We start from the raw sequence: 17,356 nt of genomic DNA, 5'->3' as shown, positions 1-17,356 counted from the left end.
GTCAGTCGGCCGCGGCCCAGAAGTCGATCATGAACTCGGCGGCCTGCCGGGCGGTCGAGGTCACCCGTTCGCGGATCGTCGCGCCGGAGCCCGAGATCTGCCCGACCACCCACCCTCGTTGATCACCGCGACGGCGGAGCGCGCTCAGCGTCGCCGGGTCGAGGGAGGCGTGCCGGCGGTCGTCGGCGAGCACCAGGACGGCCGCCCGGTCGGCACCGGAGCGAGCGACGGCGCGGGCGATCTGTGGCTGGAGCCCGCCCTGGTTCTTGATCATCGTGACGGCCTCCGCGGGCCGGTGCCGGCGGATCAGTTCCCGGACCGCGAGCTCGGCGGCGCGGGCGGCCTGCCCGGAGTCCGTCACCAGGACGACCGCCGCATGATCCTCCGGTACGGACCCGGCGAGCGACCCGAGCCGTCGGCGCAGGGACGGGGTCAGCGCCCGGCGCAGCGCGGCGGCCGGAAGTCGTCGCCGGACCACGGCTGCCGTGTCGTCGTTCACCGGGACCCGGCGGGCGAACGTGTTCAGGTCGGCCAGCCGGCGCCCGGCGGCGTCGCCGAGCAGCCGGCCCACCGCCTCGGCGTCGACGTCGTCCAGACTCGATCCCGGGTAGTCCTGCGCCAGCGCCCGGTCGAGCAGGTCGAGGTCGGCGGACTCGGCGATCGGATCGAGCGCCTCGGTGAACAGGTAGAGGGCCAGCCGGTCGTCGGGGCGGTCCGGATCGAGCCCGCTCCGGAGCACGGACAGCCGCCGGTGGAAGGCGGCGATCGAGGCGAGCCAGTCCGGGCGCCGGGCGGTGAGGCCGGTCCAGGCGGCGGCGAGCCGGCGCCGGTCGGGCTCCTCGAGTACGGCGAGCCACCGGTGCTGGGCCGACCGGCGCCAGGCGAGATCGTCGGTCAGCCCGTCCAGGTCGGGCGTGGCCGGGTCGGTCCGGGAACGGAGCGGTTGCAGCCGGGCCTGGTCCTGCTCCGTGCCCGGGCGGTGGAGGCCGTCGTCGGCCAGGGCGCCGAAGTGTCCCAGGGCCATGATCACCGCTTCGACCTCGGTGGTGGCGAGGGCGCCGAGCTCGCGTACCGCACGGTCGACCAAGGCGGCGAACACCGACCGGTGGACGGTGTCGGCGGCGTCGGCGAAGATCGCCTCGGCCGCCGCCGAATGCCAGCGCCGGCCCGCCAGCAGCTGGTACGCCGCGGCGGCCGATTCGGGTAGCTGGCGGAGTTCCGCCTCCTCGAGCCGGGCCAGATCATCCGGGTCGGCGAACAGGGTCCGCAGCTCGACCCGTACCGCATCGTCGACGACCGGCGCGACCGAGGCGAGGACAGGATCGACGGCCAGCACCCGGCCGATCACGGCCCGCCGGGCGGCGACCTGCGGCCGCAGCGCGTCCAGGCCGGTGATCGCGGGCGGATCCCCGTACTTGATCATGGTGCGGACGGCCTGCTCGACGGACACTCCGTCCAGGGCCAGCTCGGCGACCAGGTCGATCGCCGGCCGGGAGGTCACGGCGTGCCGGCCTGGCTGGCCGCGCGATAGTTGATCATGATCCCGGTGCGGTGCCGGACCAGCTGGTGCCGGGCGGCCAGGCCCTCCAGGGCGAACTCGACGGCTCCGGCCGCGAGCCCCGGCGTCTCGGCACCGTCGTTGACCCCGAGCTGCTTGAGCAGCTGGGAGAACCGCGGCACCGTACCGAGTTGATCAAGAAGGTCCCGGGAGCCGGTGTCCGGCCCCGACTCGATGCTCACCCCGGCGTCGATCCGGGCCCCGATGATCGTCAGGTCGGCGTCGGTGAGCCGGGCCCGGCAGGTCTGCGCGATGGCGTCGTCCAGCAGTTCGTCCAGCAGGGACCGCTCCTGCTCCAGATCGCCGTCCGGGGCGTGCAACCGGAGGCTCGCGCCGGTCAGCAGGGTGGCCAGGTCCGAGGGCCGGGCGATGGCGTCCTCCTGGCACAGCGAGGCCCGGCGGGCCGCCGAACCGCCGAGCAACTCCAGGGCGGCGAGGCCGAACCGGACACTGCCGGCGTGCTCCGGGTCGAGGGCCGTACTGGCGCGGACCGCCCGGGCGAACCGGGCCACGATCTCCACCAGGTAGTCGGGGATCCGCGGAATGAAGAGGTTGGAGTCGAGCGGACCGATCACCGCCCGCCGGCGCAGCACCTCGACCTCGTCCTCGAGGGTGGGCGGATAGTGGGTGGTCACCGCGCCCGCGAACCGGTCCCGCAGCGGGGCGATCAGCCGGCCGTCCTCCTGGTAGTCGATCCTGTCCATGGTCGCCACGACGAGGACGTCCAGCGGCAGTCGGCTCGCGTCCGCGGCCACGGCGAGCTCGCGGTCGGACAGGACGCCGGTCAGGGTGGACTGCACCCGCGGTGCCAGTGCACCAAGATCATCGATGATGATCACGCCACGGTTCATCGCGGCCAGCAGCCCGTGGCCGGCCGCCGGATCATGATCACCGAGAAGGTCGGTGATCGTGGTCGCCGCCGTGGCGCGCAGTTCGGCCAGCCGGGAGTCCCGGTTGACCCAGTCGACCGGGGTGTCGTCGCCGTGCTCGGCGATCAGCTCCCTGGCCCACCGGCTCTGCGGATTCATCGGGTGTTCGTGCAGGACGCTGCCCTCGATCACCGGCGCCCACACGTCGAGCAGTTCGCGCAGGCCGCGCACCAGGGTCGACTTCCCCTGGCCCCGGTCGCCGATCACGATCACGTCGTGCAGCGCGAACAGCGAGCGTTCCAGCTCCGGCAGCACGGTCGTCTCGAAGCCGATCAGATCGGGAACGGTGGGCCGCCCCATGCTGAGCTTCGCGACCAGGTTGTGCCGGATCTCGGTCTTGACGCTGTGGTACCGGTAGCCGGCGCCACGCAGTGCGCCGAGCGTCGTCCGGCCCGGTGGGGCGTCAGGGCCGCCCGGCGTGCCGTACTCGTCGAATCCCCCGGACATGTCCATGCCGCTGCAGGTTACCCGTCGGAGCCTTCCGGGGCGACGGCCGAGGCCGTCCGGCCGCCGAGCGGGGCCCGCCGGACCAGGACCTTGCGGTGCGTGATCAACCACCGTCCGTCGATCCGGCGCAGGTCGTCCAGGTAGGTGACGGTGCCCAGGCTGCCGTCGGTGTTCACCCCGAGACCCTTGGACCGGGCCGTCGCCTCGTCGCCGTCGATCGAGTCGATGACGATGTTGGTCACCAGGTGGGCGAGCGGGTTCCCGGCGCCCAGGGCGAGCGAGGCCTCGATGATCGCCGGCAGTCCCTCGAGGATGCCGCCGCCGAGGTCGGAGACGTCGTAGCTCACGTCCTCGGTGAACAGTTCGCCGAGCCGTTCCAGCTCGCCGTCGTCGACGAGGTGCCCGTGCCGGGCGATCACCGTCGTGATCGCCAGTTGATCTTCGGTCGTCGTCATGGCTCCTCCGTCGGTGCGGAACTGATCATGGCCTCAATCCTGTGGGGCCTCGGTTGACCGGCGACGTCCCTGAGTGAGGTTGGTGATGCCGAGAGTGCCGACGGCGACGAGCCCGGCCAGGACGGCGCCGGCGATCCGCCCGGTGACGCGTTCGTGGCACTCTGCGCCGATCAGCAGCGCGGTCTCGCCCGGGACATCCTGCCGGCGCGCTTCCCGGGAGGCGTCGTCCTCGTTGAAGAGCAACGGCACGCCGCAGGAGAGGTCGACGCGATTCACGTCGGAGGAGTAGATCGGCGGAATGATCAACAGGAGCAGTCCGATCAGGACCGCGGCCAGGACGACGAATCCGGCCCAGTTTCCTCGCGCGCTGCCCACCGCCGGAGGCTAGCAGTTCCCGCCCGGCGGGAGCCGGAATGGACAGCCCGTTGTGCCCCGGCCTCTCAATGCGCACAATTACTGCTACACCAAATCTGGTTTCTGGTCGTGTCCAAAGGAGGGTCCATGGCCATCGAGGTTGTCGGACGGCGTAGCTTTCTGGGCGGCTCACTCGCCGCGGGTGCCGGGGTGATCGGATCGGGCCTCGCGGCGCCGACCCGGGCCCTGGCGGCGCCGGGACAGGAATATCTGGGCACCCCGATCACCGGGGTCACCACGGCGGGAATGGGCTTCACCCAGGACGGTCGCGGGCGGCCGCTGGCGGTCATGATCGCCGGCGGAACCCCGTCGATCTTCAGCGTCGTGGACGCGGTCAGCGGCGAGTTGATCAAGTCCGAACCCGTGTCGTCGGTCAAGCAGGCGTGGACGTACAAGACGGCGCCGGACGGCCGGGTCTACATCGGCACCCAGTCCAGCGGGCAGGCGCTCCGATTCGACCCGGACGATCGCACGCTCACGGTGATCAAGGACCGGCCGTTCGGCCAGACCCACTTCTGGGCCACCACGATCACGGCCGACGGCCGGGTCCACTTCGGCACCTATCCGGACGGACGGGTGATCACCTACGACCCGGCGACCGACGCGTGGATCGACCAGGGCCAGGTCCTCCCCGGCGCCCAGTACGTCCGCAGCCTCGGCACCGACGGCACGATGCTGTACGCCGGCACCGGGGCCGTGGCCCGGGTGGTCCGGGTCGATCCGGCCACCGGACAGACCGCCGAGATCGCGCTGCCGGACGACGTCGCCGGCGAGTCCTTCGTGTACGACCTCGACGTGGCCGAGCACCTGCTGTTCGCCCGGATGAGCCCGTCCTCGGTGCTGCTGGTGTACGACCTGATCCGGGATCGCTGGGTGGACCGGATCGCCGACGTGGTCGGGCTGCACGTCTCGTCGGCCGCCGACCTGATGACCGCGGACGGGCGGCGCCGGGTCGCCTTCTACTCGCCGACCGGCGGGCCGGTGACCGGCTACGACCTGGACTCCGGCGAGCGGCATCCGACCGCGCTGACGACGACGTACGCCAATCGGGACTGGGCCTGGCTGCAGCTGCCCGGCCTGCCCCGGCAGACCCTGATGACCGGCAACAGCCTGGGTGATCTTGCCGCCTTCAACCCGATCACGCACGAGGTCCGGACGCTGGCCAGTCGGGCCGAGGGGACGCCGTACATCATCCGTTCGCTGGGCACCGGCCCGGCCGGCGACGTCTTCGCCGGCGGCTATCTGACCCCGCGCGGCGTGGCCCGGGTCGACCCGGAGACCGGTGCGACGACCCAGCTGGCCTGGGGTGCGCAGGTCGAGGGGATGACGGCGCACGGCACGGACCTGGTGCTCGGCGTCTATCCGCACGGCAAGCTCTATCGCTACGACACCACGCAGCCCTGGTCGTCCGGCGTCAATCCCGGTGCCCCGGTCGACCTCGGGTCGGCGCAGGACCGGCCGGTCGCGCTGACGCCGGCCGGCGAGCTGACCGCCGTCGGCTCGGTTCCGGAGTACGGCCAGCTCGGCGGCGCCCTGTCGCTCTACGACCGGGCCAGCGGTGCCGTCGACGTCTATCGCGACGTGGTGCCGGCGCAGTCCGTCGTGACGCTGATCCACCGGGACGGCGTGATCTACGGCGGTACGGCGATCTGGGGCGGCCTCGGCATCGCGCCGACCGCGACCGACGCGGTCCTGTTCGGCTTCGACCTGGCGACCCGGAAGGTGATCTTCTCGACGGTCCCGGTGCCGGGCGAGACGAGCATCGGCGGCCTCGCCTTCGACGACACCGGCGCGCTCTGGGGCACGGCGACCAACACCCTGTTCCGGTACGACCTCGGGACCGGCTCGGTGACCCAGCGGAAGACGTACTTCCAAGCCGATCCCACGGTCGAGTACTACACCGGGCACGGCCTGTTCTGGCACCAGGGCCGGCTGGTCGGCAGCACAGCCGGCACGATCTTCACCGTCGACCCGGCCACCCTCGACCTGACCACGATCGCGACGAACATGACCAATCTGGCGATCGACCGGCTCGGCAACCTCTACTACTCCAAGCGCGGCACGGGAGAACTCTACCGCTGGACCAGCGCCTGACCGGAGCTCAGTCGGGCAGGATCTTCAGGTTCGCCATGTCGACCACGGCGCGGTAGCCGATCGCCTCGTAGATCTTGTTCGAGATCGGATTGGCCTGGTCGGTGAACAGGCACATCCGGGTCCCCTCGGCGAGCCCGCGGGCGGTCAGCTCGGCGACCACGTGGGAGGCGATGCCGCGGCCGCGGTGCGACTTCGGGGTGTAGACCGGGCCGATCCGGCTCACCCCGAAGGCGGGCGGGTTGACGCCGGTCAGGTGCGCGGGCTCGCCGTCAGAGTCGAGGAACAGCCAGAACCGGCGGCCGGCGAGGATGCGCTGGCGGACCGCCTCCGGGTCGCGGGTGTTCCCGGGCTCGGGCTCCCGGCCGCCCTGCTCATCGGCGTCGCGGCCGAAGGCTTCGCACCACTCCACGACCAGGTCGTCATCGGCGGGCCCGGTCGGGCGCAAGGTCCCCGGCGGCACCTTCGGCGGGATCACCTCACGGCACTCGAACAGCCGGGAGTGCATGGCCACCGCCACGGTCCCGCCGCGAAGTCGTACGGTCTCGTCGGCGATGACCCGCGCCGCCGGCAGAGCACCGTTGCAGCCGCCCGGATGCTCGCCGCGCTCCAGCAGCGTCGTCACCAGCAGGAGGGCCGCCTCGTCCGGCATCGGCAGGACGAACATCGGGTGCGGCGGGTTCGGCATCGTACGCATGGCGGCGCCGATCACGTCCGCGCCGTCGGTCACCGTGGCCCACCAGAAGGGCCGGTCGGTCGGCTTCGGCACGCCGGCCGCCCGCTCCCGGACGATCCGCTGGCTGTTGGTGGCGATCACGCTGCCGACCACCGGATCCGCCGTGAGCACCGGCCCGGCGACGGCCAGGAACTCGGCCGGGTCGTCGTAGAACTGCACGTCCATAGCCGCCGACCCTAGGCCCGCAGACGTCGCCGCCCCAGTGATTTTCGTCCCGCCCTGGAAGCTCGGCGAGCGTGGCCGCGTTCCGCCCCGGCGCCCAACCCGCCGCCGACTGGGCACCTCTGCAGCGACACGCCGCCAGAACGCCTGCTTTTGTGCCCGGTCGGCGGGGTGGGGGTGGGTGCGGGCGAGGGGGTTAGAGGCGGAAGACGGTGGTGGGGATGGTGGTGACCAGGTCGTGGGCGATGGTGTGGGCCTCGGCCAGGTCCAGCTGGTGGGTGGCGACGAGCTCGGCCAGGTGGACGGCGTCGGTGCGGCGGGACATGTCGTGCCGGGCCGGGATGGACAGGAAGGCGCGGGTGTCGTCGATGAAGCCGGAAGTCTTGTAGAAGCCGGCGCTGTCGGTGACCGCGGCGCGGTAGCGGCCGATCGCGGCCGGGGTGTCCAGGAACCACCAGGGGGCGCCGGCGTACACGCTCGGATAGAAGCCGGCCAGCGGGGCGATCTCCCGGGAGAACGTGGTCTCGTCGACCGTGAACAACACCAGCCGGAAGTTCGGGTCGGTGCCGAAGTCGTTCAGGATCCGGCGCAGCGGCTCGGTGTAGCCGCCGACCGCGGGAAGATCATGACCGGCGTCGGTCCCGTAGCGGGCCAGCGACGGGGCGTGGTGGCTGCGGTGCACGCCCGGGTGCAGCTGCATCACCAGACCGTCGTCGACCGACATGGCGGCCAGCTGGTAGGTCAGGTTGCGCCGGTACGCGACGCCGTCGGCCGGGCTCGCCGTGCCGGCCAGACCGGCGGCGTGGATCCGCTCCGCCTCGGCGTCGGGCAGCGGGGTGCCCCAGGCGTCGAACGGGCCGTTGTCGGTGGCGGTGCCGCCGTTCTCGATGAAGTAGCGGCGGCGGGCCCGGAGGGCATCGATCAGTCCGCGGTACGAGTCCGTCGCCGACCCGGCGGCCTCGGCGAGCCGGGCCAGCCGGTCCGGCCAGCCGACGACGCTCGGGTCGAGGTAGCCGTCGGGCCGGAAGGTGGGCAGCACCCGGCCGGTGAACGTCGGGTCGGCGGCCAGCGCCCGGTGCGCGGCAAGATCATCGGCCGGGTCGTCGGTCGTCGCCAGGACTTTGATCTTGAACCGGTCGAACAGGGTGCGGGGCCGGAACGCGTCGCTCTGCAACAGCTCGGAAAGCTCGTCGTACAAGCGATCCGCGGACTCCTCGCTGGGCCGTACGTTGACGCCGAGGATCTCCGCCAGCTGCGACTCCAGCCAGTAGCGGACCGGCGTGCCGGCGAAGACGTACCAGTTCCGGCAGAGCAGCCGCCAGATCTCCCGGCCGTCCGGCCTCGGCCCGGTCCCGTCGGCTCCCCGACCAAGATCAGCAAGGGTCACCCCGGTGGCGTGCAGCAGGCGCAGCACGTAGTGATCGGGAGTGATCAACAACTCCGCCGGGTCGCCGAACGGGGCGTTGTCCAGCAGCAGAGCCGGATCGACGTGCCCGTGCGGCGAATAGATCGGCGCGTCGGCCACGGGCTCGTACAGCTCCCGGGCCAGGGCACGGATCGCGGGATCGGCGGGGAACAGCCGGTCCGGGTCCAGTTGCAGTAGCTGCGCGGCGGTCTCGGTCACACGAGGTCCTTGTCTCTTGGGCTTTCGGCAACAGCGGCAGGCACGGGGGCCGGTCCGGAGGAGGACCGGATGGTCAGGTGGGTGGGCACCAGGGTCAGGCTGCGCCGCGACTGGGCCCGGCCGACCAGCCCCGGATTGATCTGGGACAGCAGCATCGTGGTCGCCACCTGGCCGACCCGCTCGATCGGCGCCGTGCAGGTGGTCAGCGGCGGGTGGCAGAACGAGGCGCCGAAGATGTCGTCGCAGCCGACGATGCTCAGCTGGCCGGGCACGTCGATGCCCCGGCCGCGGCAGCGTTCCAGCATCCCGATCGCGATCAGGTCGTTGAAGACGATGCAGGCGGTCGCCTCGGCATTCAGTACGGCCTCGACGGCCGGGCCGCCCGACGTCATGGTCGGCGCGAACGGTCCGAGCCGGACGATCTCGAGCCCGGGCCGGGCCGAGAGCTCCTCGGACAGGGTCTTCCAGCGCAGCCCGTTGGAGAAGGAGTTGACCGGTCCGCCGAGGTACGCCAGCCGCCGATGTCCCAACGCCAGCAGGTGATCCAGCGCCTGCCGCAGGGCGGTCGGGGTGTCGATCACGACCGTCGGCACGGTGCCCGCGTTGCGGTTGATCGTGACCATCGGCCGGGTCCGGTGGGTCGCGATGATCTGCTCGTCGGTCAGCCGGGAGGCGGTCAGGATGACGCCGTCGGTCGCCGTCCGCAGCCGGTCCAGCGCCTCGGCCTCGACCTCGGCCGACTCCTCGGTGTCCACCAGCAGCTGCGTGTAGCCGGCCGCCTTCAGCTGATGCTGGGTGCCCCGGATCAGGTCGAAGTAGAACGGGTTCGTGATGTCGGGGACGAGCAGCGCGACGGTCCGGGTCCGGCCCGAGGACAGCGCCCGGGCCTGGGTGCTCGGCACGTAGTTGAGTTCGGCCGCGATCTTCTCGATCCGCTCCCGGGTGCGCGCGTTGACCCGGCCCGGGTTGTTCAACGCCCGGGAGACCGTGGACGCGGCCACGCCCGCCGCGGCGGCCACGTCGCCGATCGTGGCCGGTCGGTCAGCCCCGCCTGCTTCTGACAACGCCTCGATCCTCCTCGATCTGCTCGATCTCGGTGATGACCCCCGCAGCACTGCGCTCCGCTCGGTCCGCGGACACCACGGCACTGCGGTGGACCTGCACTGGCAGAAAAGCACACTCGGCAACCGGTGACAAACGATTGCCATGACTTGCCAGCGCGGTACCGGTTCGAGTGGCGATGGAAGGTGGCCCAGAGACCTGCGGCGGCGCAGTGATTCCGGGGAGCTGCGTCCCGTGGTTGCCGGGAATCCCGTTTCGACCCGGCAACCACGGGTTCCACCGATCGGTGGATCTCCCGGTCGGGCGCGAACGCAGGAAGCGCGCCCATCCGAGCTGGGTACGGTGACCCGGGCCACCGAAGCTCGGCCGAGAGGCAGGTCCCGGAGCGTGGAATCCCCCGATTTTCACCCTCGGTGGGTCCTGCTTTTCACGACGCTACGACCCGTCATTTCACACACCAGCCGTCGTGCGGTGTGAAATCCTCGGCGGAACCGAACGGGCGATGCAGCGCTGGAGGTTCCGATGGAGAGGACGGCCTTCGCGGATCGATTACGTGCCGCGATCACCGCGAGAGAGGTGACGCTCGCGTCCTTGCATGAGCGGCTGGCGGCGCGTGGCAACACGGTGTCGATCGCGACCCTGAGTTCTTGGCGGTCGGGCAGTCGGCATCCCGAAGGGGCTGCGTCACGGGCGGCGATCGCCGATCTCGAGGAGTTGCTCGGCCTCGAGCCGGGAGCGTTGACGGACCTGATCGGGCCGGCTCGGCGGACCGGCCCGGTCGCCGCCCCGCTGGTTCCGCCGAGCGCCGCCGAGGTCGCCGGAGCAGCCGAGGAGACCTTCGCCCGGCTGGCGGCCGGCAACCTGTCCAACCTGCGCTCGTTGATCATCCACATCGCCGTGGATGTCGATCAGCGCGGCGAACAGCGCCGGGTCACGGAGCGGCGCGTGCTGCAGGCCGTCTCCGGCCGGGTCACGGCCATTCCGCACCTGGTGGTGGCCGGGACGGTCCAGTTCCGGCCGCTGCGCTTCCGGGCCCTCAGCGGGTGCCGGTTGACGCACACGTACGCCCATCCCGGCGGTCGGGTGTTCGGTGCCGCCTTCGACCTGGACCGAAGCATCGTGACGGGCGAAACCGCCGTCGTCGACTTCGCCGTCGACGTGCCGGCCGGCTTCGCCGAGAAGAACGAGTTCGTGATGACTCTGGTGCGTCCGCTCCGCGAGTTCCTCCTGTGGATGAGATTCGATCCGGCCCGAACGCCGGTCTGGTACGAGAAGTTCGCCGTCGTCGACGGGAAGGAGTCCAGCCGGCGCGTGACAGCCGCGGAACTCGACCAGCCGATTACCTCGATCCACGTGATGGAGAACGGCTTCGGTCCCGGAACGATCGGGTTGCGCTGGGGCTTCGCCGCGCAGCGGCGGACGGCATCGGTCGATCCCCGGGGTCGTCCCGGCTGATCATGATTCGGCGGAAACGGCCTCGGCGCGGACCGGTCGCGATGGGGTCGGCGCCCGCGATTGGGGTCGGCGGGCGCAGGGCACTAGCATGACTAGCCTTACTGCGCGCGAAAGGTGTCTCGTGTCCCAGCCTCCCGGTGATCTGACGGCGGCCGGCGTTCCGAATCCGTTCAATACGCTCGGCCTGACCTTCGACGATGTGCTGCTGCAGCCCGGCCTCAGTGACGTGAATCCGTCCGAAGCCGATACGACCTCGCGGGTGTCCCGCCGGATCTCGATCAAGTTGCCGTTGCTGTCGTCGCCGATGGACACGGTCACCGAGTCGCGGATGGCGGTCGCGATCGCCCGGCAGGGTGGCCTCGGCGTCATCCACCGCAACCTGTCCATCGAGGAGCAGGCGCACCAGGTCGACGTGGTGAAACGCTCCGAGGCCGGCATGGTCGACGAGCCGATCACCATCTCGCCGGACGCCACGATCGGCGAGGCCGACGCGATGTGCGGCCGCTACCACATCTCCGGCGTCCCGGTCGTCGACGCCGACCTGAAGCTGCTCGGCATCGTCACCAACCGGGACATGCGGTTCGAGACCGACCCGACCCGGCTGGTCGGCGAGGTGATGACCAAGATGCCGCTGGTCACCGGCCATGTCGGGATCAAGGGCGACGAGGCGATGAAGCTGCTCGCCCAGAACAAGATCGAGAAGCTGCCGCTGGTCGACGACCAGGGCCGGCTGCGCGGCCTGATCACGCTGAAGGACTTCGTCAAGTCCGACCAGTTCCCGAACGCGTCCAAGGATGACCAGGGCCGGCTCCGGGTGGCCGCCGCGGTCGGCTTCTACGGCGACGCCTGGAAGCGGGCCATGGCGCTGATCGAAGAGGGCGTCGACCTGCTGATCGTCGACACCGCGCACGGGCACTCGCACGGCGTGATCGACATGGTGCGCCGGCTGAAGGCGGAGCGGGCCGCCGCCGGCGTCGACATCGTCGGCGGCAACGTCGCCTCCTACGAGGGGGCCAAGGCGCTGGTCGAGGCCGGGGCGGACGGGGTCAAGGTCGGCGTCGGGCCGGGCTCGATCTGCACCACCCGGGTCGTCTCCGGCGTCGGCGTGCCGCAGGTCAGCGCGATCTACAACGCCTCCCGGGCCTGCAAGCCGGCCGGGGTTCCGGTGATCGGCGACGGCGGCCTGCAGTACTCGGGCGACATCGCCAAGGCGCTCGTCGCCGGTGCCGACACGGTGATGCTCGGCTCGCTGCTGGCCGGTTGCGACGAGAGCCCGGGCGAGTTGATCTTCGTGAATGGCAAGCAGTACAAGGCGTATCGCGGGATGGGGTCGCTCGGCGCGATGGCCAGCCGCGGTCGCCGGACGCCGTCGTACTCCCGGGACCGGTACTTCCAGACCGATGCCGACTCCGATGATCATCTGATCGCCGAGGGCATCGAGGGACAGGTCCCGTATCGCGGCCCGCTGGCCGCGGTGGCCTACCAGCTGGTCGGCGGACTGCGGCAGTCGATGTGGTACGTCGGCGCGATGACGGTGCCCGAGCTGCAGCAGCGCGGCACGTTCGTCCGGATCACCTCGGCCGGGTTGCGCGAGTCGCACCCGCACGACATCCAGATGACCGTCGAGGCGCCGAACTACTCCGGCAAGTAACGCTGCGGCCGTACAGATTCGAGGAGTTCCATGATCGACATCGGTCGGAGCAAGCGCGCCGAACAGGCGTACGCGTTCGACGACATCGCCATCGTCCCGTCCCGGCGGACCCGGGGTGAGGAAGAGGTCTCGCTGTCCTGGCGGATCGACGCGTACACGTTCGACCACCCGCTGATCGCGGCCCCGATGGATTCGATCATGTCGCCCGCGACGGCGATCGCGGTCGGCCGGCTCGGCGGTCTCGGGGTGCTCAATCTGGAAGGCCTCTGGACCCGGTACGAGGATCCGGAGCCGCTGCTCGAGGAGATCGCGTCGATCACCGACCCGATCGAGGCGACCCGGCGGATGCAGCAGATCTACTCGGCCGAGATCAACCAGGAGTTGATCTTGAAGCGGGTGGCCGAGATCAAGGAGGCCGGGGTCCCGGCCGCCGGTGCGCTGTCGCCGCAGAACACCGCCGAGTACGCCAAGGCCGTGGTCGAGTCCGGCGTCGACTACTTCGTCATCCGCGGCACCACGGTCTCGGCCGAGCACGTGTCCAGCTCGCGGCAGCCGCTGAACCTGAAGCAGTTCATCTACGAGCTCGACGTGCCGGTGATCGTCGGCGGCTGCGCCACCTACCACTCCGCGCTGCACCTGATGCGGACCGGTGCGGCGGGGGTGCTGGTCGGCTTCGGCGGCGGCGCCGCGTACACCACCCGGTCGGTGCTCGGCGTGGCCGTGCCGATGGCGTCGGCGACCTCGGACGTCGCCGCGGCCCGGCGGGACTACCTGGACGAGTCCGGCGGCCGCTACGTGCACGTGATCGCCGACGGCTCGGTCGGCCGGTCCGGCGACATCGCGAAGGCGATCGCCTGCGGTGCCGACGCGGTGATGGTCGGCTCGCCGCTGGCCAAGGCCGAGGAGGCGCCCGGCCGCGGGTTCCACTGGGGCCCGGAGGCCTGGCACGCCGAGCTGCCCCGCGGCGAGCGGGCGAAGTTCGACACCGTCGGCACGCTGGAGCAGATTCTGCGCGGACCGTCCACGGTGCCGGACGGGACGATGAACCTGGTCGGCGCGCTGCGCCGCGCCATGGCCACCACCGGCTACACCGACCTGAAGGAGTTCCAGCGGGTCGAGGTCGTGCTCGGCTAAGGCTCGATGGACGGACGGCTGAACGTCGACCAGCGGGCTGCGGCGCTGGTCGAACTGCCCAGGACGCGGTACGACCTCGTCGTCGTCGGTGGCGGGGTGCTCGGCGCCGGGATCGCGCTGGACGCGACCACGCGCGGCCTGCGGGTGGCGCTGATCGAGGCGGCCGACTGGGCCGGCGGCGCCTCCGGCAGGACCGGCAAGATCATGGCCGGCCGGCCCCGGACCCGGACCGAGGACCTGCGCGCGATCCCCGTCCTGCGGCGGGAACGGACCCGGCTGCTGGACCGGCTGGCGCCGCACCTGGTCCGCCGGGTGCCGATGCTGCAGCCGGTCGCCTCGCCCTGGGACCGGGTCGCCATCGCCGCCGAGCTGATCGCCCAGGACGCCCCGGTGCCGCGCACCGGCCGGGCCGGTCTGCTGCCCGCGCATCGGCAACTGCCACGGCGGTCGGTACGCCGGATCGCGCCGGCGCTGCGGCCGGAGTTGATCACCGGCGGGGTGCAGTACTTCGAGGCCGAGTGCGACGACGCCCGGTTCGTCCTGGCGCTGGTCCGCACCGCCGAGCTGTACGGCACCACGCTGGCCCATCACTGCTCGGCGCTGGAGTTGATCACCGGCGACGGTGACGGCGTCGTGACCGGCGTCCGGGTCCGGGACGACCTGGCCGCCGAGGAGTTCGTGATCAATGCGGCCACGGTGGTGGTCGCGGCCGGAGCGAACACGCCGGACCTGGTCGGCGACCGGATCTCGCTGCCCCGGATCGACCGGCAGCGCCGGGCCTACCTGGTGCTGCCGCGGGACCGGATCCGCGCCTCCACCGGGATCGTCCTCGATGATCAAGGAATCTCGCTGGTGCCCTGGGGCCGGCACTGGATCGTCGGGCCGTCCCGGTCGCCGGTCGGCGACGGGCCGATCCGGCCGTTCGATGATCATGACCGGCGACTGATCCTGGACGCCGTGAACCCGCAGCTGGCCCGCCCGCTCGGCCCGTCCGACATCGAGTCCGGTTATGCCGGCAGTCATCCGGTGATCACCGACGCTGCGGGTCATGATCGCGACCGCTGGATCGGTACGGCTCCCGGCCTGGTCACGGCGGTGACCGCCGAGGCCGCCGGCTACCGGGACCTGGCGGCCCGGGCCGTCGACGCGGCCGGCGGCCTGATCGGCGGGCTGGTGCCGAAGGCGATCACCGACCGGGTGCCGCTGCTCGGCGCGGACGGCTACTTCGCCCGCTGGAACCAACGGCACCTGCTGGCCCGCCGGGCCGGGCTGCACGTCGCCCGGGTGGAGCACCTGCTCCGCCGGCACGGCGCCGCGCTGGACCCGGTGCTGGAGTTGATCATGGACCACCCGGAGCTGGGCCGGCCGCTGCCCGGGGCCGAGGACTACCTGGCCGCCGAGGTCGTACACGCCGTGACCCACGAGGGCGCGGTCACCGTCGACGACGTCCTCTACCGCCGGACCGGCATCGCGTACGAGACGGTCGACGGCGGCCGCGCCGCCACATCCGCGATCGCCGATCTGATGTCGCGCTGGGCGGCCGGCACACCGAACACCCCCTGAGGTCGACCGATCCCCTCCCGTACGTCGAGTGTTGACTTGAGGACCTCGATCGGCGACATTTCAGGTCCCTAACCTCACAGTCGATGATCATCCCCGTCGGCGACGGGATCGGGAGGTGTGGTCGGGTGACGCGGTGGTACGGGGGATGGTCGGGTCCGGCGGTGATCGCCGAGTTCGGCGGGGGTACGGGGCGGTGATCGGGTTCGGTTGAGATTCACCAGGTCCAACTCAGCCGCCGATTCCCGACCACGGACTCAACCCTCGAATTCGTACTCAACCCGGCCATCACCCCGTACCGCCGCTCACCCAGCCACTGACCCCGATGCAGAGCCGGGGCTCAACTCGACCGGTGGATCCAGGCTCAGGGAGCGTTGTGGCTTCCCAGCCCCGACTTGTCGACCGGGCTGGGCGACTCTTCACGCGCCGTTCAGGGCGTGGCCGCGCACCGGCGCGGCAAGTGATCATCTTGCGTTGATCGATTGGGAGGGTGGCGAGCACCCGGGGGATCGGCAGTCGACGGACGTTCCTGACCGTGACCGGGGCGGCGGCCGCCCTGGCCCTGACCGGCAACCTGCCGGAGATCGAGCCGGCCCGTGCCGCCGCGCCGAACACGGCGCGGCCGCGGGACCCGTTCACCCTCGGCGTCGCCTCCGGCGATCCGCTGCCGGACGCGGTGGTGATCTGGACCCGGCTGGCGACCGAGCCGCTGGAGCGGTTCGGCGGGATGGACTATCGGCCGGTCCCGGTCCAGTGGCAGGTCGCCGAGGACGAGCGGTTCAGCCGGATCGTGCGGGAGGGCGTCGCCGAGGCGAGGCCGGAGGCGAGCCACACGGTGCACGTCGACGTCCGCGGGCTGCGGCCGTGGCGGGAGTACTGGTACAGGTTCCGCGCGCACGGCCAGCTGAGCCCGGTCGGCCGGACCAAGACCGCGCCCGCGCCGGACGCGGCGGTGCCCGAGCTGTCGATGGCCTTCGCGTCCTGTCAGGCCTGGTGGGAGGGCTGGTACACGGCGCACGCCGACCTGGCCGACCGGCGGCACGACCTGGTCGTCTTCCTCGGCGACTACATCTACGAGTTCGGCATCGACCGCGGCGTCCGGCCGCATTCCGGCGAGGACTACGTCACCCGGGAGACCGTCACGCTGGACGAGTACCGCAACCGCTACGCCTCGTACCGGATGGATCCGGACCTGCAGGCGGCGCACGCGTCGGCGCCGTGGATCGTCACGATGGACGACCACGAGGTGGTCAACAACTGGGCCGACGAGGCCCACCCGAGTGCCCCGCCGGCCGAGTTCCTGGTCCGCCGGGCCAACGCGTTCCGGGCCTACTGGGAGCACATGCCGCTGCGGGCGGCGCAGCAGCCGAAGGGCCCGGACCTGCAGCTCTACCGCCGATTCCGGTACGGGAAGCTGGCCGAGTTCAGCGTCCTGGACACCCGGCAGTACCGCTCCGACCAGGCCTACGGCGACGGCTCGAAGCCGCCCGGACCGGAGACCGCGGACCCGACCCGGACGCTCACCGGCGACACCCAGGAGAAGTGGCTGCTCGACGGCTGGGCCGCATCGGGCTCGGCCTGGAACGTGCTGGCCCAGCAGAACGCGCTGGCCCGACTGGACGTCCAGGACGGCTCGGACATCGTGGTGCCGATGGACACCTGGGACGGCTACGAGGCCTCCCGCAGCCGAGTTCTCGGCGGCGCCCACCAGCGCAAGGTGCGCAACCTGGTCTCGATCGGCGGCGACCTGCACCGCAGCGTCGCCTCCGACCTCCGGCTCGACTTCGACGATCCCGATTCGCCGGCGGTCGGCACCGAGTTCGTCGGCACCTCGATCAGCTCCGGGCTGGACGGGATGGACCTCGATCCGGGCGGCGCGACCCTGCTCCAGGAGAACCCGCACATCAAGTACTGCAACTTCCAGCGCGGGTACGTCAGCTGCAGCATCACCCCGGAACGCTGGATCAGCGACTTCCGCGTGGTCGACAAGGTCACCGTGCCGAACGGCACCGTCAGCACCAGGGCCAGGCTGCTGGTCGAGGACGGCCGCCCCGAGATCCAGACCCTGTGAGGCGATC

13 protein-coding genes are annotated in these 17,356 nt (G+C 71.4%); 6 read left to right on the top strand and 7 right to left on the bottom strand.

Annotation, left to right across the window (positions count from 1 at the left end; genetic code table 11):
* Position 1 precedes the first annotated feature (1 nt).
* The 4 genes from ACFQU4_RS32445 to ACFQU4_RS32430 are packed head-to-tail and all read right to left on the bottom strand — an operon-like array spanning position 2 to position 3,764.
* Positions 2-1,501, bottom strand: a complete 1,500-nt coding sequence (locus ACFQU4_RS32445) for a hypothetical protein (RefSeq protein ID WP_377500201.1) — start codon at positions 1,499-1,501, stop codon at positions 2-4.
* Positions 1,498-2,940, bottom strand: coding sequence for an AAA family ATPase (locus ACFQU4_RS32440; protein WP_377500199.1), 1,443 nt, complete (start codon positions 2,938-2,940; stop codon positions 1,498-1,500). The genes ACFQU4_RS32445 and ACFQU4_RS32440 overlap by 4 nt, the downstream gene beginning before the upstream one ends.
* 11 nt (positions 2,941-2,951) lie before the next feature.
* Positions 2,952-3,389 (bottom strand): nuclear transport factor 2 family protein, encoded by a 438-nt coding sequence (locus tag ACFQU4_RS32435; RefSeq protein ID WP_377500197.1) that lies wholly within the window; start codon positions 3,387-3,389, stop codon positions 2,952-2,954.
* A 33-nt stretch (positions 3,390-3,422) separates the two neighbouring features.
* Positions 3,423-3,764 carry a hypothetical protein gene (locus ACFQU4_RS32430; RefSeq protein WP_377500195.1) on the bottom strand — a complete coding sequence of 114 codons (342 nt, stop codon included), beginning with the start codon at positions 3,762-3,764 and terminating at the stop codon, positions 3,423-3,425.
* 126 nt (positions 3,765-3,890) lie between these two features.
* Here ACFQU4_RS32430 and ACFQU4_RS32425 point away from each other — a divergent pair, with 126 nt between their 5' ends.
* A complete protein-coding gene (locus ACFQU4_RS32425) occupies positions 3,891-5,897 on the top strand; it encodes a hypothetical protein (protein ID WP_377500193.1) in 2,007 nt (668 codons plus the stop codon).
* A gap of 7 nt (positions 5,898-5,904) precedes the next feature.
* On the opposite strand, the gene ACFQU4_RS32420 is transcribed toward ACFQU4_RS32425, so the two are convergent.
* The 3 genes from ACFQU4_RS32420 to ACFQU4_RS32410 all read right to left on the bottom strand — a co-directional run bounded on the left by ACFQU4_RS32420 (position 5,905) and on the right by ACFQU4_RS32410 (position 9,480).
* Positions 5,905-6,795: a GNAT family N-acetyltransferase gene (locus ACFQU4_RS32420; protein WP_377500191.1), complete on the bottom strand. Its 891-nt coding sequence runs from the start codon at positions 6,793-6,795 to the stop codon at positions 5,905-5,907.
* A 193-nt stretch (positions 6,796-6,988) separates the two neighbouring features.
* Complete coding sequence (gene uxaC, locus ACFQU4_RS32415; protein WP_377500189.1) at positions 6,989-8,416, bottom strand: glucuronate isomerase; 1,428 nt, start codon at positions 8,414-8,416, stop codon at positions 6,989-6,991.
* A complete protein-coding gene (locus ACFQU4_RS32410) occupies positions 8,413-9,480 on the bottom strand; it encodes a LacI family DNA-binding transcriptional regulator (protein WP_377500187.1) in 1,068 nt (355 codons plus the stop codon). Before ACFQU4_RS32410 ends, uxaC begins: the two co-directional genes overlap by 4 nt.
* Positions 9,481-10,000: 520 nt before the next feature.
* Between ACFQU4_RS32410 and ACFQU4_RS32405 the strand changes: the two genes are divergently transcribed.
* The 5 genes from ACFQU4_RS32405 (at position 10,001) to ACFQU4_RS32385 (ending at position 17,349) form a co-directional block, all read left to right on the top strand.
* Positions 10,001-10,933, top strand: coding sequence for a hypothetical protein (locus tag ACFQU4_RS32405; protein WP_377500185.1), 933 nt, complete (start codon positions 10,001-10,003; stop codon positions 10,931-10,933).
* Between the two features lie 88 nt (positions 10,934-11,021).
* On the top strand, positions 11,022-12,584 hold the full coding sequence (guaB, locus tag ACFQU4_RS32400; protein ID WP_377500183.1) for an IMP dehydrogenase: 1,563 nt from the start codon (positions 11,022-11,024) through the stop codon (positions 12,582-12,584).
* 30 nt (positions 12,585-12,614) lie between these two features.
* Complete coding sequence (locus ACFQU4_RS32395; RefSeq protein WP_377500181.1) at positions 12,615-13,718, top strand: GuaB3 family IMP dehydrogenase-related protein; 1,104 nt, start codon at positions 12,615-12,617, stop codon at positions 13,716-13,718.
* 6 nt (positions 13,719-13,724) lie between these two features.
* Positions 13,725-15,281, top strand: coding sequence for an FAD-dependent oxidoreductase (locus tag ACFQU4_RS32390; RefSeq protein WP_377500179.1), 1,557 nt, complete (start codon positions 13,725-13,727; stop codon positions 15,279-15,281).
* A gap of 487 nt (positions 15,282-15,768) precedes the next feature.
* The gene (locus ACFQU4_RS32385) at positions 15,769-17,349 is read left to right on the top strand and encodes an alkaline phosphatase D family protein (protein WP_377500177.1); all 1,581 of its coding nucleotides are present in this window, start codon (positions 15,769-15,771) and stop codon (positions 17,347-17,349) included.
* The last annotated feature ends 7 nt before the right edge of the window (positions 17,350-17,356 follow it).

It is taken from the genome of Microlunatus sp. GCM10028923 (assembly GCF_042666975.1).
Lineage (GTDB): Bacteria > Actinomycetota > Actinomycetes > Propionibacteriales > Propionibacteriaceae > Microlunatus.
Note: the sequence above shows the minus strand (reverse complement) of the source record. Positions and strands in the feature narration are given on the sequence as shown.